The sequence below is a fragment of the Streptococcus infantis genome, from assembly GCF_000963255.1.
In the GTDB taxonomy this organism is placed as follows: Bacteria; Bacillota; Bacilli; order Lactobacillales; family Streptococcaceae; genus Streptococcus; species Streptococcus nidrosiense.
The window spans coordinates 104,745-126,357 of sequence record NZ_JYOV01000014.1; the positions used below are offsets into that span (position 1 = coordinate 104,745).

Here is a 21,613-nt window from a genome sequence, read left to right on the forward strand (position 1 = left end):
ACTATTCAAAAAACGAACCAGATTGACTGATTCGTTTCGTGACTGCTAACTTCTACTTTCGATACATCTTAAATTGTAGGAAGAGGTCGCTGTAGATTCCTGTCCATTTATGGTCAAATTTCTCATAGACCTCTAGGTGTTTCATAGTGTCTGCATCAGGATAGAAGGACTTGTCTTCTTTGGTCTCCTCAGGGAGCATTTCCTTAGCAGGATTGTTTGGTGTTGAATAGCCGACATACTCTGCATTTTTAAGAGCATTTTCGGGTTTCAACATGAAGTTGATGAAGGCATAGGCTGCATCCTGGTTCTTGACTGTTTTGGGAATAACCATATTGTCAAACCAAAGGTTGCTGGCCTCTGTCGGAACGACATAGCGAAGATTTTCATTTTTCTCTAGCATCTGACTAGCTTCACCAGAGAAGGTCACACCGATGGCAGCATTATTCTGAATCATGTAACCCTTCATCTCATCGGCAACAATAGCCTTGATATTCGGTGTTAGCTTATAGAGCTTATCTACCGTTTCTTCCAACTGCTGTGGATCTTTAGAGTTGAGGCTATAGCCTAGTGAGTTAAGACCTAAACCAAGTACTTCACGCGCCCCATCAAAAAGCATAATGGAGTTCTTATACTCTGGCTTCCAAAGGTCGTCCCAATGTTCAGGCGCTTCTTCCACCATAGTTTCATTGTAGACAATTCCCAAGGTCCCCCAGAAGTATGGGATAGAGTACTGGTTGTTGGGATCAAAGGACTGATTGAGAAACTCTGGACCGATATTCTCAATGCCCTCAATCTTACTATAATCCAGTGGAACTAGAAGGTCTTCGTCCTTCATTTTGTTAATCATGTACTCACTTGGGATGGCAATATCATAAGTCGTTCCACCCTGCTTGATTTTCGTGTACATGGCTTCGTTGGAGTCAAAGGTCTCATACTGGACTTGGATTCCTGTTTCTTCTGTAAATTTTTCCAGAAGTTCAGGGGCGATATAGTCTCCCCAGTTGTAGATAACCAATTTTTGACTATCACGGCTATTGATTTTACTGTCAAGATGATAAGAAATTCCCCATAAGACAAGGATAATCGCTAAAATTCCTGCTAAAAATGAATAGAGTCGTTTCATGCTTGCTCCTCCTTCTCACGTGAAATGAAGTAATATCCGACAACCAGGATAATACTAAAGAGGAAGACCAAGGCTGAAAGAGCATTGATTTCCAGCGAAATTCCCTTACGAGCTCGAGAGTAGATCTCAACTGAGAGAGTTGAAAAACCATTCCCTGTTACAAAGAAGGTCACAGCAAAGTCATCTAATGAATAAGTGAATGCCATGAAGTATCCTGCAATGATAGACGGCGTTAGGTAAGGAAGCATAATTTCCTTGAACATCTGGAACTGACTAGCTCCAAGATCATAGGCTGCATGGATCATATCTCCATTCATCTCTTTTAATCGAGGCAAGACCATAAGAACTACGATTGGAATGGAAAAAGCCACATGACTAGACAGAACTGTCAAAAATCCAAGTGAAAACTTGAGTTGGGTAAAGAGAATCAAGAAGCTGGCACCAATCATAACGTCTGGGGCAACCATCAAAATGTTATTGAGTGATAGGAAGGCTTCTTGATATTTTTTGCGTGATTGGTAGATGTAAATGGCACCGAAAGTCCCAATAACAGTCGCAATCAAGGCTGATAGGAAGGCTAGTAAAAAGGTCTGAACCAAGATTAGCATGAGTCTTCCATCGCCAAACATGGTTTCAAAGTGAGACAAACTAAAGCCTGTAAAACTATTCATATCATCCCCAGCATTGAAGGCATAACCAATCAAGTAAAAGATTGGCAGATAGAGGACGATAAAGACAAAGGCTAGGTAAAGATTCGATAATTTTTTCATCGCTCTCTCCTTTCCTTAGTCACCCACATAGTGATGAACATGGTCAGGATAAGAACAACACCAATAGTTGAACCCATACCGTAATTATCGTTTGTCAGGAAGTTCTGCTCGATGGCAGTCCCCAAGGTGATCACTCGGTTCCCTCCAATCAAACGGGTCAACATAAAGAGACTTAAACTCGGGATAAAGACAGATTGGACACCACTTCGTACTCCATTCATAGAAAGAGGGAAGATGACATGGCGGAAAGTCTCCCATTTGGTCGCACCGAGGTCATAGCTGGCATTAATGAGATTATTATCCATATCATCTAAAACATTGAAGATAGGCAAAATCATAAATGGAAGCTCGATATAGCTTGCGACAAAAATAAATGAGAAATCCGTAAAGAGCAACTGCTGAGAACCGATTCCGATAAATTCTAAGAATTGGTTGATAGAGCCATTTTGCCCAAAAATCCCGATAAAGGCATAGGCCTTAAGCAATAGGTTGATCCAAGTTGGCAAAATGATCAGCATAAGCCATAGTTGACGGTGCTTGAGACGAGTCAAGAAGAGAGCTGTTGGATAGCTGATAAGTAGCGTCACTAGAGTTACAATCCCAGCATAGAGAACTGAGTTAAAGCTCATTTTGAGATAGGTCAAGTTTTGTGACGCAAAATAGGATTTATAGTTTTCTAAACTGAACTGGCCTTCGATGTTGAAAAAGGATTGTCCAAAAATCAAGACCAAGGGTGCCAATACAAAGAGTGCAATCCAAAGCATGTAGGGCACTACAAAGAGTTTAGAGGTTGTTTTCTTCATCTCTTTCCTCCTCGATAGCGTTGATCAAACCTGCTTCTTGCTCTTCGATTTCTACGTACTCTTCGATACGAGCATCGAACTCTTCTTCTGTTTCATTGAGACGCATGATGTGGATGTCTTCTGGTTCAAAGTCCAGACCGATTTCTTCACCAACAATGGCCTTACGAGTTGAGTGAATCATCCATTCATTGCCGAGTTCATCATAGGCGATAATCTCATAGTGAACCCCACGAAAGAGCTGAGTATCGACCTTCACTTGAAGTTTTCCTTCTTCTGGAAGGGTAATGCGCAAGTCTTCTGGACGAATCACGACTTCAACCGGTTCATTTGGCTTCATCCCACCATCGACCGCTTCAAAGCGTTTGCCGTTAAATTCGACCAAGTAATCCTCAATCATGGTTCCTGGCAAGATGTTTGATTCACCGATAAAGGTTGCAACAAAGTGGTTGATTGGCTCATCGTAGATGTCAACTGGTGTTCCTGACTGAACAATTTCACCGTCATTCATAACGAAAATCCAGTCACTCATAGCTAAGGCTTCTTCTTGATCATGGGTAACAAAAACAAAGGTAATGCCCAATCGCTGTTGCAATTCACGCAGTTCGTACTGCATATCTGTTCGCAATTTCAAGTCCAAGGCTGACAAAGGTTCATCCAAGAGGACCACTCGTGGTTGGTTGATAATCGCACGCGCAATTGCTACACGCTGGCGTTGTCCTCCAGAAAGTTTACGGATGGAACGTTTTTCGAAACCTTCCAACTGTACCATCTTGAGAACTTCTAATACACGTTGTTCGATTTCTTTTTTATCGACCTTACGCAAACGCAATGGAAAGGCAACATTTTCGAAGACATTCATATGCGGAAACAAGGCGTAAGATTGGAAGACTGTATGAACATCGCGCTTATTGGTCGGGATATCATTGATTCGCACGCCATCCAGTAAAATATCTCCAGTCGTTGCGTCTAGCAAACCGGCGATGATATTGAGAATGGTTGATTTACCTGAACCAGATGCACCTAGCAGTGTATAAAATTTCCCTTCTTCCAACTCAAAATTAATATCTTTGAGAACCTTTGTGTTGCTATCTTCAAAAACTTTAGAAACGTTTTTGAATTCGATAATTGGTTTTTTCAATTGGCATAAATTCCTTCTTTTTCATAGATTAACAGATCAGGGCTCTGTCAGGCCACCACTACCTCTTGCAGGGAGTTAGGCCTCCTGCATGCATCTTCGCTACCGATAGGCTTTTACCCCCTCTACATTCTTGTTAGTAGCAGCAAAGCTATTTATAGTATTTACTCATGTTCACCCAAGATACGAACTTCTCGCTCGAGAGTAACACCTGAGTGTTCTTTAACCTTTTCAATGACAGACTCAATCAAGTCTTCATAATCTCTGGCAGTTCCATCAGCTATGTTGACCATAAAGCCTGCATGCTTTTCTGAAACTTCGACGCCACCGATACGATAACCCTTCAAACCAGCTTCTGCAATCAATTGTCCAGCAAAATGACCCACTGGACGTTTAAAGACTGAACCACAAGAAGGATACTCTAAAGGTTGCTTGAGTTCACGAAGGTGGGTCAATCGATCCATTTCTTGTTTGATAACTTGGTGATTACCTGGAGCTAAGGCAAACTTAGCAGATAGGACAACTGCTCCTGATGCTTGAATGGCTGAATGACGATAACCAAAGGCCAAGTCTTTAGCAGACAAGGTTTCGATTTCACCTTCCTTAGTCAAGATTTGACAAGACTGGAGAACATGAGCAATCTCACCACCATAGGCGCCAGCATTCATAAAGACTGCACCACCGACGCTTCCTGGAATTCCACAAGCAAACTCAAAACCAGTCAAGCTATGACGGAGTGCAATACGAGTGGTTTCAATCAAGTTAGCTCCAGCTTCTGCCTCGATGGTATAGCCATCAACAGAAACGTTATTAAGCTTGTCACACATGATTACAAAACCACGTACTCCACCTTCACGGACGATAATGTTACTTGCATTTCCAAGAACCATCCAAGGAATGTTTTCCTGATTGGCAAATTTTACCACACGAGCCATCTCGTAGCGATTACGAGGAAATACTAAATAATCTGCCTTCCCTCCAACTTTAGTATAGGTATAAGTTTTTAGCGGTTCATCGAATCGAATATCGATTCCTTCTAAGGTTTCTTTTAGTTTATCTAATACGGTCATTTTTCTAATCCTTTTATAAAATTCATTCCATTATACCATTTTTAGCTCTATTTTTCGATGATTTGGTTAGCTTTTTCAAATGATTGATGTGAATAAAAACACCCCAAGAATTAGATGTATACTGTCTAACTTTTGGGATGCAGTTTAAAAAAAGATTTTTTATATTGAATCTATCTGAATTTGAAGAAATCAATAAGACTATCCTAAATAGAATGTATTCTAATCAGTTGGATGATTTTCCCAGCCTTGACGATAAAATTTAGGACTTATAGAGAAAAAATTCTTAAAAGCCTTTGAAAAGACTAGCTGATCCTGATATCCAACTTCCATGGTAATTTCTTTTATAGACAAATCTGTATCAGTTAGGAGAGTTCTTGCCTTTAGCAGACGGGTTTCAAGGAGAAATTGCTGAGGAGATTTATGGTAATGTTTCTTAAATTGACGAAACAAGGTGCTACGACTGAGTCCGACTTGGGATGCCAAGTCCTGAATAGAGATATCTTGTGCATACTGCTGTAACAAAATTTGTGCAGCTTTCTCGACAGGGAGTTGAATAATGCTCAGTGGCATTTCAGCTGGAAATTCTTCCTGCAGATAGTAGAGGAAGGTAAAAACTTGCATCCGGTACCAGCTTTCCTTTTGCTTATTTTCTGCCGTTTTGTGACAAATGTCTTCAATGATTCTCCTACTTTGAAAATGACTACAAAAATGACAAACAGGCTCAGAAAAGACTCGTGTGTTGTGGAGGTATTCGGTCAGTTTTTCACCAGAAAATCCCAACCAATAGGTTGTCCAAGGATCTTCTTGATTAGCCCAATAGCGCACTTTTTGTCCTTTTTTTAGGATAAAACCATCATTTTTCTCCAAAGAATAGGTTTGACCATCAACTTCCAAGTAACCTTTCCCTTCGCAAATCCAGTGAATGACAAAATCCTGAAAAACAGTATAATCGTAAAACGGAAAGTTAGAATAATCATCAATTCCACATTCTTCTAAATAAAATTCCTTGGATGATTCTTTAAAATAGTTCCAAAGTTTCATAAATACTTTCTCCTTGCAACATAAGTGCATATTTCTTCATCATTAACTTCTAGAAAAGCGATAAACGTTGGTTTATAATGGGCCAAGAAAGGAGAACGTATGAAAAAATCGTATAAATCTAGTATAGTAGGGCTCAGCCTCAGTAATCAAATTATCTCTATCACCATCACAGGTGACTTCATGATTCTTTTTATGAGTCAGATTTTAGGGTTTAGTGATTTGCAAAATAGCTGGCTGATTACCATGCTGCCCATTATTGCCCTTGTCCGCATTCCCTTGTCTTATCTGATGCGAAGGAAAAATCTCCTTGACTTAATGCGGTGGAGTGTACTGTCTAAGCTGTGTTTGATAGCAATATTAGTGGTAATTCCCTATGAAAGAGTGACTTTTTCTATCTACACTGTTTTTCTAGTTCTGTATCAGATAACCGTGGAGCTAGGCTTTGGACTGGCTTGGAATCCTTTGATACTATTGGTAACAGAAGAAAAATCCCGTGCAAAATTTCTCAGTCACTTAGGTTTATTTCAGCTGGTAACTAGCTTTTATACTCTCCTTATTTCCTTTTGTATCGGAAAGGAGCTGACTTCATTCCATTATCGTTGCCTACTGGGAATTGCACTTGTTAGTCTAATCTTGCAGTTTATCCTTTTGAAACAGTTACAGACTGACTATCATTTGTTTCAAAATCACCAAGAAACAGGGCGGATGGATTGGCAAGTTTTGAAAAAACAAATCTGGTACCATCTACGTATCCTACTTTTGGATAGCTTGATTTTATATATAACCTTAACCATGAATGTCCTCTATATGGTACAAGTATTGCACCTATCCGCAAACCTTGTATCTTTGTATTCAAGTATGAGCCTGTTGGGAAATGTACTGGCCCTTGCTCTTGCAGGTCCTTGTTTTGAGAAAAGACGTTCTTTGTTTTTCACAATCTTGTTAGTGATGACGGGATGCGAGATTCTTTTGATATTCTTTCTTCCCCATGATGCTGCATCCTATACAGTTTTTTGGAGCATCGGTTGGGGCGTGTTAAATGGAGCTGTCGGAGCTCTATGGGGACTCTACATTTCCCTAGTCAAACACCAGGCAGCTAGCCCCAGTCCCTTTACTATTTGGAATATTTATCAGGGAATTGCCTATCTTGTTAGTGTACTAGTCTTTTATCTCTCTGGCAACTTGGTACACCTATCTAGTTCTAGCTCAGAGTTTGATCCTTATCGTCTGGTTTTAATTGCCTGCCTAAGCATCTGCATCCTAGTTTGTTTACGGATGCTGTATAAAAGAAAAATAGGTCTCAAGTGACGGTTGTCGCTTTAGCCTATTTTATCATCGTATGATAAACTCCGATTGTAGGATAATGGTCCGTTTTTCGTCCGAGAGTGCTTGTTTGAAACTTTCCTGACCGAGTTGGTAGGATTTGTTATCAATGGTAGGAATGCCAAGCACTTCTCCTGTTAATTGCTTCTCTTGGCCAATCAACAAGGGTAATTCAAGATTTTTCTCCTGATAGTAACGAACTACACCAGTTGCTACATCATCTCCATTGCTAAAAATACAGTCTAAATCATGCTTAATCAAGCTGTCTCCTTGTTCATAAGCATCCTCTCCTGTGGAAATTCCGTCCAAAATCAGAGGTTCCTCTTTCTCACCAAAGACTTCCTTATAAGCTTCCATGGTTAGACGATAAGTAGAACTTTTTAAGTCTTTTCGGGTAAATAGCAAAGCAATCTTGCTTTTCCCCTGGTCTTTAATCCAGTTGAAGGCTGTCTTGCAGGCATGGGTCCTGTTCACATAGACGCTGCTCAGATTGGGTTCCTGCACTTCTTCACAGCAGACAATGTTGCCATACTTAGCGTAAGAAGCAATGGTTTCTATGTCAACACTGCGAGAGGTGAAAATCAGACTGTCGAAGGCCCGTCCTCGAAGTTGCTCCAGGTAATTTTTTTCCAAATCTATATCATATCGCGAAGGTAGGATGAGCAGGGTGTGGTTATGAGCCAAGGCTGCATCCAAAAGCCCATTCAGTAACTGACTGAAATATGGATGGAGTGTCGTGTAGGGAATAACCACACCAACCCTACGAGTCGAACCCGAACTTAATTCCTGAGCTAGGATGTTGGGACGATAGTCCAATTCCTCCATAATTTGCAAAATTTTCTGGCGAGCTTCCTCTGAAACATGAGGATGGTTATTAATAACCCGTGATACGCTAGAAACAGAATAGCCACTCAGTTTGGCAATTTTTCGAATATTTGTCATTGTTTTCTTTCTATGGGAGGATTGAAGCCCTCCAAACACGTGATTAGTTCAATTTTTTAAGATACTTACGTATACCATAGCCGACACCGTGATCATCATTGCTACGCGTAACCTTATAAGCTAGCTCTTTGATGTCAGGAAATGCATTGTCCATGACGATAGGAAATCCCACCATTTCGAACATTGGGATGTCATTATGCCCATCACCAAAGGCAGCAGTCTGGCTCTTGTCAAGCCCCTCTTTTTTGAGAATATAGGCAATCCCTTTTGATTTTTTAGCAGTTTTGCTAGTAATTTCCAGATGATACTGACCAGATCGAAGAATGCTGACCTCACCTAAATCTAAAGATTGTAAATATTTCTCCAAAGCTAATAGTTTGTCATTCTCTAGGGCAATCATCATAATCTTGAAAGTATTATCCTTGGCAGTAAGAAACTCAGCCTCGATTTGTAGTGTTGGTTTTTGGCGCGTGATTCTGTGTTCTAGACGAATTCCTTCATCTATTGTATCACAATACCAGTGCGTCATATCATAATAGCTGATACTAATGTGTGGAAAATGCTTGCGCACTGCCTGTAAAATAGTCTGTGCTGTCTTTCTAGGAAGGATATCTGTATGAAGGGGTTTGACTTTCCCCTCCACAAGTTGATAAATCAAACCGCCGTTAAAGGCAACTTGAGGTCCAGTCAACTGGAGTTCCTCTATAGCCTCTCGCATTTCCATGGGAGCTCGAGCAGAAACTAGAGTTAAAGGAATTTGGGCATCACGGATAGCCTTGCTATTCTCGCTAGAAACGCGGCCCTCAGAATTTAGAAGGGTGCCGTCCATATCTGAAAAAATACGTTTGATGGTCATAATTTTGTCCTCTTTTCTTCTTTATCCGCTAGCGTGTGATAGGTCGGTTTAAATGCGCATTCCCAACCTTTGATACCATTTTACATTCTGGAACGCGTTCCATGTCAAGAGGAAAATGAAATAAATTTTATTTTTTTTGTAGTCTTTGACAGAGTTGATGTTGAGGTGGTAAATAGTATATCTTCCATTAAGCAGCTTGTCCAAGCACAGTTTGTAAAAACTAATTCCTATCTGCTTGCAGTAGTCACTACTTTAAATTTTAGGTAAGCGAAAAAAATTACAAAGAGCTAATAAACAGACAAATAACAGAGATAACAGAGAACAATAAAAAGAGGTTTCCCTCTTTTTATGATGATTTTTTCCAAAATGTAGATTTTGTCAGCCAGACAAAAGCCAGAAGTTCTACAAGAAGAATAACCTCCACTAGAAGTGGATTTGACAACCAACCAACTTGAGATAGGCTCGGAGCCAAATCAAATAGGGCGTGTAAACCATAAGCAGCTACTAGGTAAATCCATTTCTTTTGGCGAACTGCTTGATAAACCCAGAAGGTCAAGCCGACTTGAAGAAGCAAGGCTAGGATTCTCTCTAGTCCCAAAAGGTAAATCTGCCATGCTGCTAGATTGTTAATCGTAGCAAGCGTGCTTTCAGGCAAGAGTTGCATGATGTTTGGATTTTGAGATTCTACGGCTGAAAAGAGGATGAAGAGATTGAGTAAACTTGCAATCCCGATATAGATCAACTCTAAACCACCATGCCCCAATCCATAAGCAAGAGCATCTGAATCTTCCAAAGTTCTTTTCTTCTCCAACCATTTAAAGAAAATAAGTCGAGCTGTTTCTTCAAACAAAGCAGCCATACAAATCCCGTAAATCACATAGAGAAGAGGATTTCCCGTCATGAGTGGAACTGTCCCATCCTTTTGTGGGTGGAGAACCAAGAGATGAACGATTTTTTCCAAGACTTGAGAAGAAGCAAAAAATGCAACTGCCCCAAGTCCCAAAACTGCAAAATTAATCTTATATTGCTTTCTTGCATACCAAACTGCTGCAATGAGGATGGCAAATAAAGCCAGCATCGTTATTATTACATGAATTTTCATATTTGACTCCTTTTATTCTGCCTGTTCGATATCTTTTTTCATCTCGTCAACATTAAACTTAGCAAATAGATACTGACGGTCTTGAACAGGAAAACGTTGATCCAACTGGTCAACAGCTCCCACCTCTACAATCCCTTCCTTGATGACAAAGTCCATCACGTGGCCACCAAAGGTTAGATCATCTGAGATAAAGTGCAAATGATAACCAGCAACGCTAACTCCATGGAAAATTTCAGGTGTCCAAAAACCAACGATAGTTCCTGAGACATTGTCACAGCTATATTCAGGCTGATGCGTCGCAACCTCAGCAAACTTCGTTTCAGTTGTTGATTTTGGAATCATACGAACATGCATATGCTTAAAATCACCATGAATCTTAATCGAACGAAATAGATTTTCTCCATCATAATAGGACTCAATACGTTTTTCAAGTTCCTGATCAGTCATTTCAAAACGCTGGCGGAAAATAACTTCTGCCTGGTGGGGTACAACTGCTGCATAGGGGATCAAAGCTTCTGGTGAAACTTCCACAATTTCAGGTTTCTCACCTGATCCCTTAGCCTGATAAGCTTTCCCATCTAAGACAATCAATTCTCCATCGATAGAATCCAGGGTTCCTAGTCCTAAATTTCCATGTTCAAGCAATTCACCCACGGTCATGGTTCCACCGTAAAGTCCAGCCATCAAGGCTCCCAAAGTATTGTATTGGAATAATTTAACTGGTTCTTGCACCTTTATCATCTCACTCTTCTTTGAAAATTTTACTTACTAAGTATATCACATTTCTGATTAGAATTGAATGCTAGACTGCCTTTTAATACTCAATGAAAATCAAAGAGCAAACTAGGAAACTAGCCGCAGGTTACTCAAAACACTGCTTTGAGATTGTGGATAGAACTGACGAAGTCAGCTCAAAACACTGTTTTGAGGTTGTGGATAGAACTGACGAAGTTAGATCAAAGCACTGCTTTGAGGTTGTGGATAGAACTGACGAAGTCAGCTCAAAGCACTGCTTTGAGGTTGTGGATAGAACTGACGAAGTCAGCTCAAAACACTGTTTTGAGGTTGTGGATAGAACTGACGAAGTCAGTAACCATACCTACGGCACGGCGACGTTGACGCGGTTTGAAGAGATTTTCGAAGAGTATAACATTGCCAAACTTCTAAAAAAAAGGTACAATGTAACAAAATCATGAGAGGTCTGGGATGAAGCAAGAAAGCAAGTATGAACAAGTCGTTCACTATCTAAAAAATGAGATAGAATCAGGTAGATTTCCAACTGGAAATCGCCTACCATCTATCCGAAGACTCAGTCAAGATTTTCACTGTAGCAAAGACACCATACAGCGCGCACTCTTAGAACTCCGATACCAGAAATATATCTACTCCAAACCTCAAAGTGGTTATTATGTATTGGAGCAACAAACCAGTCATGAAGATCTAATTATCTCAGTCAATGATGAACACGCAGCTGCCTATGATGATTTTCGTCTTTGTGTCAACGAAAGCTTGATTGGACGAGAAAATTATCTCTACAACTACTATGAACACCAAGAAGGCTTAGAAGAATTACGCCAGTCCGTTCAGACTTTGCTCTTTGATCAAGCCATTTATAGTAAGGCAGACCAGTTGGTCATGACGTCTGGAACCCAACAAGCACTGTTTATTCTTTCTCAGATTGATTTTCCAGGTCAAGCTCAGGAAATACTGGTCGAACAACCGACCTATCATCGAATGAACCAGCTGCTACTAGCTCAAAATCTTCCCTTTCAAACCATTGAACGTCGGGTGGATGGCATCGACCTGAAAGAACTTGAGGAGCATTTTAAAAGTGGAAAGATTAAGTTTTTCTATACCATTCCCCGTTTCCACTATCCTCTGGGGCATTCTTATTCTGAAGAGGAAAAACTTGCTATCCTTGACTTAGCTGCAAAATATCAGATTTATATCGTTGAGGATGACTACCTGGGTGACTTGGATCCTAAAATGGGTCAAACCTTTCATTATTTGGACCAGCATGATTTGGTCATCTATATCAAGTCCTTTTCTACGAGTCTATTTCCTGCCCTTCGGATTACCGCCCTTCTTCTTCCAAACACTATCAAGGAAGCTTTTGTAACCTATAAAAACATTCTCGACTATGACAACAACCTTATCATGCAAAAGGCTCTATCACTCTATATTGATAGTCAACTCTTTGAAAAAAACAGACTAGCACGATTGGCACTGCAAGAAAAAAGTCAGGAGCACATCCAACAACTCTTACAAAGCTATCCTATTTCCCTACCAAGCTATCCACTTCATGATGGGCTTTTGCTTGATCTCAGGAACTATCCTAGCATCGCTAGTCTTAAACATAGTCCTCTAGAACTCGACTTCTTTGAATCTTCCTATCTAGCGAACTGCCCTTATCACTTTGCAAAAGTCCCCCTAGAAAATATTGAAGAAACATTAAGCTATTTAAAAACAGAGCTGGACTGAAATCCAACTCTGTTATTTTTTATTGTTCTACTTCTGTTAGCTTAGCAGCTTTTTCAAGATAAGTTTGGTAAGTTCCGTCATCTTTCAGTTTTTGGATGACCTTATCAACTACTTCTTTCAAATCTGAGTTACCTTTTTTGATAGCTACGGCATTTGCTTCGCCTTCTTTCATAGTCAAGCTTACTGTAGCTACAGCCAAATCTGAGTTCTTAGCAGCATAGCTTAGTGCTACTGGCTCATCCATATGAACGGCATCTACTTTACTAGATTGAAGCTCGTTGACTGCTTCGCCCATGTTTGTCAAAGAAGTCAACTGTGCCTTTGGAAGTTGCTCTTTAACCATAGATTCAGGAACAGTCCCTTTCTGAGCTGCAATATTAGCACTTGCTAGAGAGTCCAAATCCTTGTATTTTTCAAGATCTGACTTTCTGATAAGGAAGCTAATTTTATTTTCATAGTAAGGAATTGAGAAATCAAAGACTTCTTGTCTTTCTTCAGTTGCACTGATTCCCGCAATGGCCAAATCAGCCTTACCTGTCTGAAGACTAGTCAAGACATTATCAAAGCTCATGCTTGAAATTTCCAATTTCACTCCAAGTTCATCAGCGATTGCTTGCGCCATGTCAATATCAGCACCTACGACTTGGTTCTTACCATCTACAAGGGATTGAAACTCAAAGGGAGCATAGTCTGGACTAGTTGCGACCACTAATTTCCCTTTTTGCTTGATGGCCTCCACTGCAGACTGTGAGCTTGAGCTAGACGATTGGCAAGCTACTAAAAAGAAGCTTGCAAGAAAACTACATAAGACAAATATCCATTTTTTAAAATTCATAAATAAACAACCTCTCTGTTAATTTTGTATAATTATAACTCTATAAACTTTGTTTGTCAAGCATATTTTAAATTTTTATGAAAAATTTTCAATTTTTCTTTCAAAAAAGGAGCTTTTACTTACTAACAAGCTCCTTTTTTTGCATAATTAATCAATCTTACAATTCAACAATCTTACCTGTTTCAAAGTAAACAACCCATTCACAGATATTTTTTGCATAGTCACCAATGCGTTCCAAGTAAGAAATAACTTGGAAGTAATCACGACCTGTGACGATGGCTTCAGGATGTTTCTTGATTTCTTCTGTAGCTAGGTCTCGAATGTTATCAAAGTAATGGTTGATATTTTCATCCATGGTTGCAACTTCATAGGCTTGATCTACGGAACCATTCAAATAAAGTTCTAAAGCGGCTTCAACAAAGTTTTTTACTTCACGACCCATTTTTTTGATTTCTTCTTCAACTGCAGGGATGCGTTGCTCACCCTTCATACGAATCGTTGCTTTTGCGATAGATACTGCATGGTCTCCCATACGTTCTAGGTCTGAAACAGCTTTTAAAACTGTCAAAACTGTTCGCAAGTCCTGTGAAACTGGCTGTTGTAGGGCAATCATTTCAAATGATTTCTTTTCAAGTTTCACTTCGTATTCGTTTACTTCTGCATCTTCCTCAATGACTTCTTTAGCCATGTCACGGTCATGCGTTACAAAAGCACGTACGGTACGATTGATTTGGGAAAGAACTTCTTGTCCCATGGCATAAAACTGATTATGCAATTTCTCTAAATCTTCTTCAAATTGAGATCGTAACATCTTCTCACTCCTTATCCAAATTTACCTGAAATGTAGTCCTCTGTCTCCTTATGTTGAGGATAGAGGAACATATCCTTGGTATCGTTAAATTCAATCAAATCTCCATTGAGGAAAAATCCTGTCTTATCAGAGATTCGAGATGCCTGCTGCATAGAACGAGTGACCAAGAGCATGGTGTACTTGTCTTTTAGACCATACAAGGTTTCCTCAATCTTACCAGCAGAAATAGGGTCCAAGGCTGAAGTTGGTTCATCCAAAAGGATGATTTTAGGACTAGTCGCCAATACACGTGCCACACAAACACGTTGCTGTTGCCCACCTGAAAGACCAATGGCAGAGTCATGCAAACGGTCCTTGACCTCATCCCAGATTGAAGCACGTTGTAAAGCCTTCTCCACTGCTTCATCTAAGACCTGCTTATCCTTTTCTCCATTTATGCGAAGGCCATAAACGACATTTTCATAGATAGACATAGGAAAAGGATTGGGTTGTTGGAATACCATTCCAATTTCCTTACGCAATTCAACTGTATCGGTACGAGGGCTATAGATGTTGTGACCGTTATAAACCACTGATCCAGTTGTCGTCACTTCAGGATTAAGGTCACCCATTCGGTTAATAGCCTTTAGAAGTGTTGATTTTCCAGATCCAGACGGACCGATAAGGGCTGTAATTTCCTTGGGTTGGAATGATAAGGAAACACTATTCAAGGCCTTCTTTTTATTGTAATAGACTGACAGGTCTGAAACCTGCAAAATCGGTTCTGTCATACTGTTCCCTTTCTAACCAAAGTGTCCAGTTACATAGTCATTAGTAGACTGTAGCTTAGCATTTTGGAAAATATTAGCAGTCTTATCATACTCAATCAAATCACCCAAGTAGAAAAATCCTGTGTAGTCACTAGCACGCGCAGCCTGTTGCATACTGTGGGTTACGATGATAATGGTAAAGTCCTTCTTCAACTCAAGCATGGTTTCCTCAAGTTGAGCTGTCGCAATCGGATCTAAGGCTGATGCAGGTTCATCCATCAAGAGAATATCCGGTTTAACAGAGATTGCACGAGCGATACAAAGTCGTTGCTGCTGACCACCTGATAGGGTCAAGGCCGACTTGTGAAGATCGTCTTTGACCTGATCCCAGAGGGCAGCCTGACGAAGTGATGTTTCTACAATTTCATCTAGGACTTTCTTGTCCTTGACCCCTGCACGTTCATGTGCAAAAGTAATATTACGATAGATTGATTTAGCAAATGGATTTGGACGTTGAAACACCATTCCGATATGTTTACGCATTTCATAAACATTGATCTCAGGACGGTTAACGTCAATACCTCGATAGAGGATTTGGCCTGTAACCTTGGCAATATCAATGGTATCATTCATACGGTTGAGACTGCGTAGATAGGTTGATTTCCCAGATCCCGACGGACCAATCAGGGCCGTGATTTTATTTTTTTCGAATTGCATATCGACGCCCTTAATGGATTCATTTTTACCGTAGTAAACATGTAAATCCTTAGTAGAGAGGGCCACTTTTTCTTCTGGAAAGGTAATGATATGCTTTTCATCCCAATTATATTTTGACATGGCTTCTCCTTTAGGCAGCGGTTAATTTCTTGTGTAAGTAGCTTCCGAGTTTGCGAGCTCCAAAGTTAAAGATTAAGATAAAGATTAGGAGCACCGCAGCAGAACCTGCTGAAACAAGTGTTCCATCAGGAATAGTTCCTTCACTGTTGACTTTCCAGATATGAACAGCCAAGGTTTCTGCTTGACGGAAGATTGAGATTGGACTGGTTACACTGAGGACATTCCAGTTTGACCAGTCAAGAGCTGGTGCTGATTGTCCTGCAGTATAGATAAGAGCCGCAGCTTCACCAAAGATACGACCTGATGCAAGGACAACACCCGTAACAATACCAGGTAGGGCTTCGGGGATAACAACATGAAGAACTGTTTCCCAACGAGAAAGTCCAAGCGCTAAACCAGCTTCACGTTGCGTATGGTGAACGTGTTTCAAACTGTCTTCAACATTACGAGTCATTTGTGGAAGGTTAAAGACAGTTAAAGCCAAGGCACCAGAAATAATTGAAAATCCATATTCAAACTGAACTACAAAGATAAGGTAACCAAAGAGACCAACAACGACTGATGGTAGAGAAGACAAAATCTCAATACAGGTACGAACGAAGTTGGTAACACGACCTTTTTTGGCATACTCAGCCAAGTAAATCCCAGCTCCCATTGACAAAGGCACAGAGATGAACAAGGTGATGACCAAAAGGAAGAAGGAATTATAAAGCTGAATTCCAATACCTCCACCTGCTTGGTAAGAAGATGATTTTCCAGTCAAGAAGGACCAAGAAACATGAGGTAAGCCTCGAACCAAGATATAGAGAATCAAGGAAGCAAGAATGGTCACAATGATTCCTGCGATGGTATAGAGGACAGCTGTTGCAAGTTTATCTAATTTCTTAGCGTGCATAGTTTTTCTTTCCTCTTTCTTTCGTAATCAATTTAATCACACTGTTAAAGGCCAAACTCATCAAGAGCAATACTAGGGCCAGTGACCAAAGAACATTATTATCAACAGTTCCCATAACGGTATTACCAATTCCCATGGTCAAAACAGAGGTTAAAGTCGCAGCAGGTGTTGTCAATGAAGTTGGGACAACGGCTGAGTTTCCGACCACCATCTGAATAGCTAGTGCTTCACCGAAAGCACGCGCCATACCAAAGACTACAGCCGTAAAAATACCTGAACGAGCAGCCTTCAAAGTAACACGCCAGATTGTTTGCCAACGAGTCGCTCCCATAGCTAAACTTGCTTCACGGTAGTGACGAGGCACTGCCCTTAAGCTATCAGTTGTCATAAAGGTTACAGTCGGCAAGATCATAACAAAGAGAACGAAAATCCCTGATAAAATACCAAAACCTGTTCCACCAAAGACACTACGTACAAATGGTACAACGACCTGCAAACCGATAAATCCGTAAACTACCGAAGGAATCCCAACTAGAAGTTCGATAGCTGGTTGCAAAATCTTAGCTCCTTTTGGCGATACTTCTGTCATAAAGACCGCAGCACCAATTGCAAATGGTGTTGCGATAAGAGCTGATAGGATGGTAACGATAAAGGAACCTAAAATCATTGGAAGGGCGCCAAACTGTTTACCTGATGGATTCCAAGTTGCACCAAAGAGAAAATCAAAGATATTCACACCATTAACAAAGAAGGTAGATAACCCTTTTTGGGCTACAAAGATTAAAATCATAGCCACAATGATAACAATCAAAGAGAGACAGGCAAAAGTCAGACTTTTCCCTAATTTCTCAAGACGAGAGTTCTTTGATGGAGAGAGCAATTTTTTAGATAATTCTTCTTGATTCATTATTGACTCCCTTCTAGCGCTGTTACAGTCCCTGCAGCATCTTTTTCAACCTTCATTTCCTTAACAGAAATATAGCCCATTCCTTTAACGATTCCGTTCTGAGCTTCGTCTGAAAGGATAAAGTTTAAGAATTCGGCAACCAATTCATTTGGCTCACCAAGTGTATACATATGTTCATAAGACCACAAAGGCCAATTATTCGTGGTTACATTCTCTGAAATTGGTTCATAACCATTGAGTTTGATTGTCCCAACAGAATCATCAACATAAGCAAATGCTAAGTAGGAAATAGCTCCAGGGGTTTGAGAAACGATTGATTTGACCATCCCGTTTGAATCCTGTTCCTGACTTTGCATTGCTGATTGACCATTCATGATCACACTATCAAAGGTTGCACGAGAACCTGAACTAGCCGCACGGTTGATTATAGAGATGGCTAAATCTTTCCCACCGACTTCTTTCCAGTTGGTAATTTCTCCTGTGAAGATTTGTCGGAGTTGATCTGTCGTTAGATTATCAACATCTACTTCTTTATTGATAATAACAGCCAAACCTGCAACAGCTACCTTATGATCAACCAAGGCTGAAGCATCAATACCGTCTTTTTCCTCCGCAAATACATCCGAATTTCCGACATCTACTGCTCCTGACTGAACCTGCGATAGTCCTGTACCAGAACCACCACCTTGAACATTGACAGTTTTACCGATATGAGCTGATGCGAATTCATCTGCTGCCGCCTCGACTAAAGGTTGGAGGGCAGTTGAGCCAACAGCTGTCATTGACTCCCCACGATCAATCCAACTTGCACACCCTGCTAGTGAACCAGCAAGTAAAAAGGTTGCAAGAAAGAGGGTGAGTTTTTTAAATTTTTTCACTATTTGTCTCCTTGAAAATAATGATGAATAGCTTGGAATTTCGCCCTATTTTTCTAATGTTTTATGCAAAAAATCCATACTTCCACTATAACATAGAATACTGATTTTGACTAGTTTTTTACCTTAAACCTCAAGCCCTTAGGGAAATAATTCTTCAAGATATTTCCGATCACTTTTGCAAAGCCTAGACCATTCCCACCAACTAAAACTTGGTACCAGCCATTTGGCAAAGTTTCAGACAATTGAACTGTCTCACCGGCCACGTATTTAACAAAGTCCTCTTCATGAATTTCAATTGATTGTTTGACTTGGCTTGGTTTTAAAGATAATCCAAGTGCAAAGCTTGGTTCAAAACGTTTTTTCTTAAAGGTTCCAAGATGGAGTCCGTTTCGTGCAATCTTAAGCTTACCCAAATCTGGTAAGACTTCTGGTAAGAGATACAGTTGGTCTCCAAAAGTCTGTAAAATACCTGGCAAATTAATCTTTAGGTGTTTTTTTTCAAAATCTTGCCATAAACTCAACTGTTCGCGACTGATATTAGTCTTAGAAGGCTTGAACTTGCCTGACTTGTTTTGTCCCTTAAACTGAAGATGAGCAACAAATTGGCCTTCTCCCTTAAAACGATGTGGGTACATCCGAGCTGTCTCTGGAAAATCAATCCCAGGAGCCATCCCATTGATAGGTTCGATTGGAATCAATTCAAAATCATAACTATCCAGTAACCATTTGATAATTTCTTCGTTTTCTTCTGGGGCCCAGGTACAGGTTGAATAAACCAAACGGCCACCATCAGCCAACATGGTGACCGCATCCTCTAGAATTTCACGCTGCAAGTCAGCACATTGGCTTGGATATTCTACACTCCAATAATCCATAGCATCTGGCTGTTTTCGGAACATCCCTTCTCCAGAGCATGGTGCATCTAGGACAATTAGGTCAAAATATCCTTTAAATACTTTAGCCAAACGATCGGCAGATTCATTGGTTACAACTACATTTGATGCTCCAAACCGTTCCATATTTTCAACCAAAATCTTAGCTCGCTTGCTAGAAATTTCATTGGAAACAAGTAGTCCTTCGCCTGCAAGATAAGCTGCCAGTTGAGTTGATTTCCCACCGGGAGCCGCTGCCAAATCCAAGACCTTCATGCCTGGTTTTGGTTTAGCTACTTGAGCAACCATTTGAGCAGCAGGTTCTTGGGAATAGACCAAGCCTGTTACATGTTCAGAAGATTTCCCAGAAACCTTGCCATAATAGCCCCAAGGTGTATGTGGAATAGCATCTGAAAAAGAAACTTGGCTTTCTTTTAAGGGATTGATGCGAAAGGCGGAAACTGCCTCATCATCAAAAGAGGCAAGAAAAGCTCTTGCCTCATCTCCCAATATTGCTTCATATTTTTTTACAAATCCTTCTGGAAATTGCATGTAAGTTTATTTCCTTTCATAGATATAGGATTGAATTTCTGCCAACTTGTCTGTTGGAACCATCATAATTGGTTGTCGTGTCTGAAAATCCACCGGCTCTCCATTTAAGGTTACAATCTGATAACCTAAACTTTTTCCAATGATACCAGCTGCAGCATAGTCCCAAGGTTGGAGATAGGTGATATAGGTCAATAGCTGACAAGATAATATTTTTGAAAAGCTGATAGCTGCACTTCCATAGATACGTACACCAAGTGAAGCATTAGCCAATTCTGCGACACCCCAAGCGTTTGTTTCCAACATGCCAGCATTACTCGCAATTAGAAAATCTCGCAAGGGCTTATCCTTAAAATTAGGCAAGGGTTCTTCATTGAGACAGGCCTGAAAAGTACCTCCTCCATGATAACAATGACCTTTCATGACATCATAAATGATCCCAAACTGGCCCACACCGTTTTCAAAATAGGCTAGCATAACGGCAAAATCATCACCTTGTGCGACAAAGTTGTTGGTACCATCAATGGGATCAATGACCCAAACAGATCCATGTCCAACTGAAGCACGTAGACATCCCTCTTCAGCACAAAATTGGTCATCAGGATAACGCGAACGAATCTTATCAATCAAAAAATTCTGAACTTCCTTGTCCAAACGAGTCACCAAGTCTGTAGGGGATGATTTTCTCTCAATATGCAATTCTTCCTGCATATGAGCTAGAATATAGTCTCCTGCTTCCTTGACAATCTCTTTGGCAAACATAAATTTATTTTCCAAGTGAAATCTTCCCTTCCCCTTGTTCTTTGGCCAATTGGACAGCTCGATAGAAGGAGTAACCACTCGCAGTTTCAAATTCACGGCCCAAGCGTTTTTCTTCACTCTTGCTTGGAACAACCGCTTTGAATCCCTTATAGGAATCTAGTAGTTTTTTTGCCTCTACCTTAGTCTCATAGGCTGCTTCAACATCATTAAAAAAAGAAAGCACTGAAGCAAGTTCTTCAGTGCTCCACGACAAATCTAGTGGGTAACTATACTGTTTATTCATCTAATTAATACCAGCTCTCAATGTAGCTTCTTTCAGTTCTTGTTTACGGTAACTACGAGGGAGAAAAGCACGAATCTCATCTTCATTAAAACCGATTTGCATTCGCTTTGCATCAATAATAATCGGACGACGCAAAAGACTCGGATACTGCTCAATTAAATGAAGCAACTCCGATACTGAGATACTCTCTACATCAATATTCAATTTTTGAAAAATCTTTGAACGAGTCGAGATGATGTCATCAGTACCATTTTCGGTCAAGGAAAGAATATGTTGCAGTTCTTTTCTCGTTAAAGGGCTGGTCATAATATTATGCTCTTGGAAGGGCACTTTATGATTCTCGAGCCAGGCCTTTGCTTTACGACATGATGTACAACTCGGTGATAAAAATAGTGTAATCATGCTTTCCTCTTCTTTACATACTTTTCTATTCCTATTATACAAAAAAATAAAGCGCTTGACTAGTTATTTCCGTAAAAAAACCTACTTTTTCAAGAAAAATAGGGTTTTTAGAATCAAATGTGAATGTTTCGCTTAAATATAGAAATATTCATGTTACAAACGATAGTTTTTTCCTAGATTTTATTTG

Annotated in this window: 24 protein-coding genes; 3 read left to right on the plus strand and 21 right to left on the minus strand. The window is 40.2% G+C overall.

Annotated elements, in window-relative coordinates:
- Nucleotides 1–52: 52 nt before the first annotated feature.
- The 6 genes from TZ96_RS06245 to TZ96_RS06270 all read right to left on the minus strand — a co-directional run bounded on the left by TZ96_RS06245 (nt 53) and on the right by TZ96_RS06270 (nt 5,942).
- Entirely contained in the window at nt 53–1,123 is a 1,071-nt protein-coding gene (locus TZ96_RS06245) for an ABC transporter substrate-binding protein (RefSeq protein ID WP_045763346.1), read from the minus strand.
- Nucleotides 1,120–1,893: an ABC transporter permease gene (locus TZ96_RS06250; RefSeq protein ID WP_045763347.1), complete on the minus strand. Its 774-nt coding sequence runs from the start codon at nt 1,891–1,893 to the stop codon at nt 1,120–1,122. The genes TZ96_RS06245 and TZ96_RS06250 overlap by 4 nt, the downstream gene beginning before the upstream one ends.
- On the minus strand, nt 1,890–2,696 hold the full coding sequence (locus tag TZ96_RS06255) for an ABC transporter permease (protein WP_000754116.1): 807 nt from the start codon (nt 2,694–2,696) through the stop codon (nt 1,890–1,892). The genes TZ96_RS06250 and TZ96_RS06255 overlap by 4 nt, the downstream gene beginning before the upstream one ends.
- Nucleotides 2,677–3,834: an ABC transporter ATP-binding protein gene (locus TZ96_RS06260; RefSeq protein ID WP_045763348.1), complete on the minus strand. Its 1,158-nt coding sequence runs from the start codon at nt 3,832–3,834 to the stop codon at nt 2,677–2,679. Before TZ96_RS06260 ends, TZ96_RS06255 begins: the two co-directional genes overlap by 20 nt.
- A 161-nt stretch (nt 3,835–3,995) precedes the next feature.
- Nucleotides 3,996–4,901, minus strand: a complete 906-nt coding sequence (gene murB, locus TZ96_RS06265) for a UDP-N-acetylmuramate dehydrogenase (protein ID WP_045763349.1) — start codon at nt 4,899–4,901, stop codon at nt 3,996–3,998.
- A 219-nt stretch (nt 4,902–5,120) separates the two neighbouring features.
- Complete coding sequence (locus TZ96_RS06270) at nt 5,121–5,942, minus strand: AraC family transcriptional regulator (protein ID WP_045763350.1); 822 nt, start codon at nt 5,940–5,942, stop codon at nt 5,121–5,123.
- Nucleotides 5,943–6,041: 99 nt separating this feature from the next.
- Here TZ96_RS06270 and TZ96_RS06275 point away from each other — a divergent pair, with 99 nt between their 5' ends.
- The gene (locus TZ96_RS06275; protein WP_045763351.1) at nt 6,042–7,250 is read left to right on the plus strand and encodes a hypothetical protein; all 1,209 of its coding nucleotides are present in this window, start codon (nt 6,042–6,044) and stop codon (nt 7,248–7,250) included.
- Between the two features lie 24 nt (nt 7,251–7,274).
- On the opposite strand, the gene TZ96_RS06280 is transcribed toward TZ96_RS06275, so the two are convergent.
- The 4 genes from TZ96_RS06280 to budA form a co-directional block, all read right to left on the minus strand.
- Complete coding sequence (locus TZ96_RS06280) at nt 7,275–8,207, minus strand: LacI family DNA-binding transcriptional regulator (protein ID WP_045763352.1); 933 nt, start codon at nt 8,205–8,207, stop codon at nt 7,275–7,277.
- Between the two features lie 43 nt (nt 8,208–8,250).
- Complete coding sequence (locus TZ96_RS06285; protein WP_045763353.1) at nt 8,251–9,063, minus strand: Cof-type HAD-IIB family hydrolase; 813 nt, start codon at nt 9,061–9,063, stop codon at nt 8,251–8,253.
- A gap of 346 nt (nt 9,064–9,409) precedes the next feature.
- The gene (locus TZ96_RS06290; protein ID WP_045763354.1) at nt 9,410–10,165 is read right to left on the minus strand and encodes a YhfC family intramembrane metalloprotease; all 756 of its coding nucleotides are present in this window, start codon (nt 10,163–10,165) and stop codon (nt 9,410–9,412) included.
- Between the two features lie 12 nt (nt 10,166–10,177).
- On the minus strand, nt 10,178–10,906 hold the full coding sequence (gene budA / locus TZ96_RS06295) for an acetolactate decarboxylase (RefSeq protein WP_045763355.1): 729 nt from the start codon (nt 10,904–10,906) through the stop codon (nt 10,178–10,180).
- Between the two features lie 83 nt (nt 10,907–10,989).
- On the opposite strand from budA, the gene TZ96_RS11010 reads away from it, so the two are divergent.
- Together TZ96_RS11010 and TZ96_RS06305 are read left to right on the plus strand one after the other, a co-directional pair.
- The gene (locus TZ96_RS11010; RefSeq protein ID WP_045763356.1) at nt 10,990–11,361 is read left to right on the plus strand and encodes a hypothetical protein; all 372 of its coding nucleotides are present in this window, start codon (nt 10,990–10,992) and stop codon (nt 11,359–11,361) included.
- Between the two features lie 10 nt (nt 11,362–11,371).
- Nucleotides 11,372–12,646, plus strand: a complete 1,275-nt coding sequence (locus tag TZ96_RS06305; RefSeq protein ID WP_045763357.1) for a PLP-dependent aminotransferase family protein — start codon at nt 11,372–11,374, stop codon at nt 12,644–12,646.
- Between the two features lie 19 nt (nt 12,647–12,665).
- On the opposite strand, the gene TZ96_RS06310 is transcribed toward TZ96_RS06305, so the two are convergent.
- From TZ96_RS06310 to TZ96_RS06360, 11 genes are all read right to left on the minus strand, one after another.
- Nucleotides 12,666–13,481, minus strand: coding sequence for an ABC transporter substrate-binding protein (locus TZ96_RS06310; RefSeq protein ID WP_045763358.1), 816 nt, complete (start codon nt 13,479–13,481; stop codon nt 12,666–12,668).
- A gap of 157 nt (nt 13,482–13,638) precedes the next feature.
- Nucleotides 13,639–14,292, minus strand: coding sequence for a phosphate signaling complex protein PhoU (phoU, locus tag TZ96_RS06315; RefSeq protein ID WP_045763359.1), 654 nt, complete (start codon nt 14,290–14,292; stop codon nt 13,639–13,641).
- Nucleotides 14,293–14,303: 11 nt separating this feature from the next.
- Nucleotides 14,304–15,062 carry a phosphate ABC transporter ATP-binding protein PstB gene (gene pstB / locus TZ96_RS06320; RefSeq protein WP_045763360.1) on the minus strand — a complete coding sequence of 253 codons (759 nt, stop codon included), beginning with the start codon at nt 15,060–15,062 and terminating at the stop codon, nt 14,304–14,306.
- 12 nt (nt 15,063–15,074) lie between these two features.
- A complete protein-coding gene (pstB, locus tag TZ96_RS06325; RefSeq protein ID WP_045763361.1) occupies nt 15,075–15,878 on the minus strand; it encodes a phosphate ABC transporter ATP-binding protein PstB in 804 nt (267 codons plus the stop codon).
- Nucleotides 15,879–15,888: 10 nt separating this feature from the next.
- Nucleotides 15,889–16,773: a phosphate ABC transporter permease PstA gene (gene pstA / locus TZ96_RS06330; protein WP_045763362.1), complete on the minus strand. Its 885-nt coding sequence runs from the start codon at nt 16,771–16,773 to the stop codon at nt 15,889–15,891.
- Nucleotides 16,763–17,680: a phosphate ABC transporter permease subunit PstC gene (pstC, locus tag TZ96_RS06335; protein WP_045763363.1), complete on the minus strand. Its 918-nt coding sequence runs from the start codon at nt 17,678–17,680 to the stop codon at nt 16,763–16,765. The genes pstA and pstC overlap by 11 nt, the downstream gene beginning before the upstream one ends.
- Nucleotides 17,680–18,558, minus strand: a complete 879-nt coding sequence (locus TZ96_RS06340; RefSeq protein ID WP_045763364.1) for a phosphate ABC transporter substrate-binding protein PstS — start codon at nt 18,556–18,558, stop codon at nt 17,680–17,682. Before TZ96_RS06340 ends, pstC begins: the two co-directional genes overlap by 1 nt.
- Nucleotides 18,559–18,668: 110 nt before the next feature.
- Nucleotides 18,669–19,982 carry an RsmF rRNA methyltransferase first C-terminal domain-containing protein gene (locus TZ96_RS06345; RefSeq protein ID WP_045763365.1) on the minus strand — a complete coding sequence of 438 codons (1,314 nt, stop codon included), beginning with the start codon at nt 19,980–19,982 and terminating at the stop codon, nt 18,669–18,671.
- A 6-nt stretch (nt 19,983–19,988) separates the two neighbouring features.
- On the minus strand, nt 19,989–20,756 hold the full coding sequence (locus TZ96_RS06350; RefSeq protein ID WP_045763366.1) for an inositol monophosphatase family protein: 768 nt from the start codon (nt 20,754–20,756) through the stop codon (nt 19,989–19,991).
- Entirely contained in the window at nt 20,746–21,024 is a 279-nt protein-coding gene (locus tag TZ96_RS06355) for a UPF0223 family protein (protein ID WP_045763367.1), read from the minus strand. The genes TZ96_RS06350 and TZ96_RS06355 overlap by 11 nt, the downstream gene beginning before the upstream one ends.
- Nucleotides 21,025–21,426, minus strand: a complete 402-nt coding sequence (locus TZ96_RS06360; RefSeq protein WP_045763368.1) for a Spx/MgsR family RNA polymerase-binding regulatory protein — start codon at nt 21,424–21,426, stop codon at nt 21,025–21,027.
- Nucleotides 21,427–21,613: the final 187 nt, after the last annotated feature.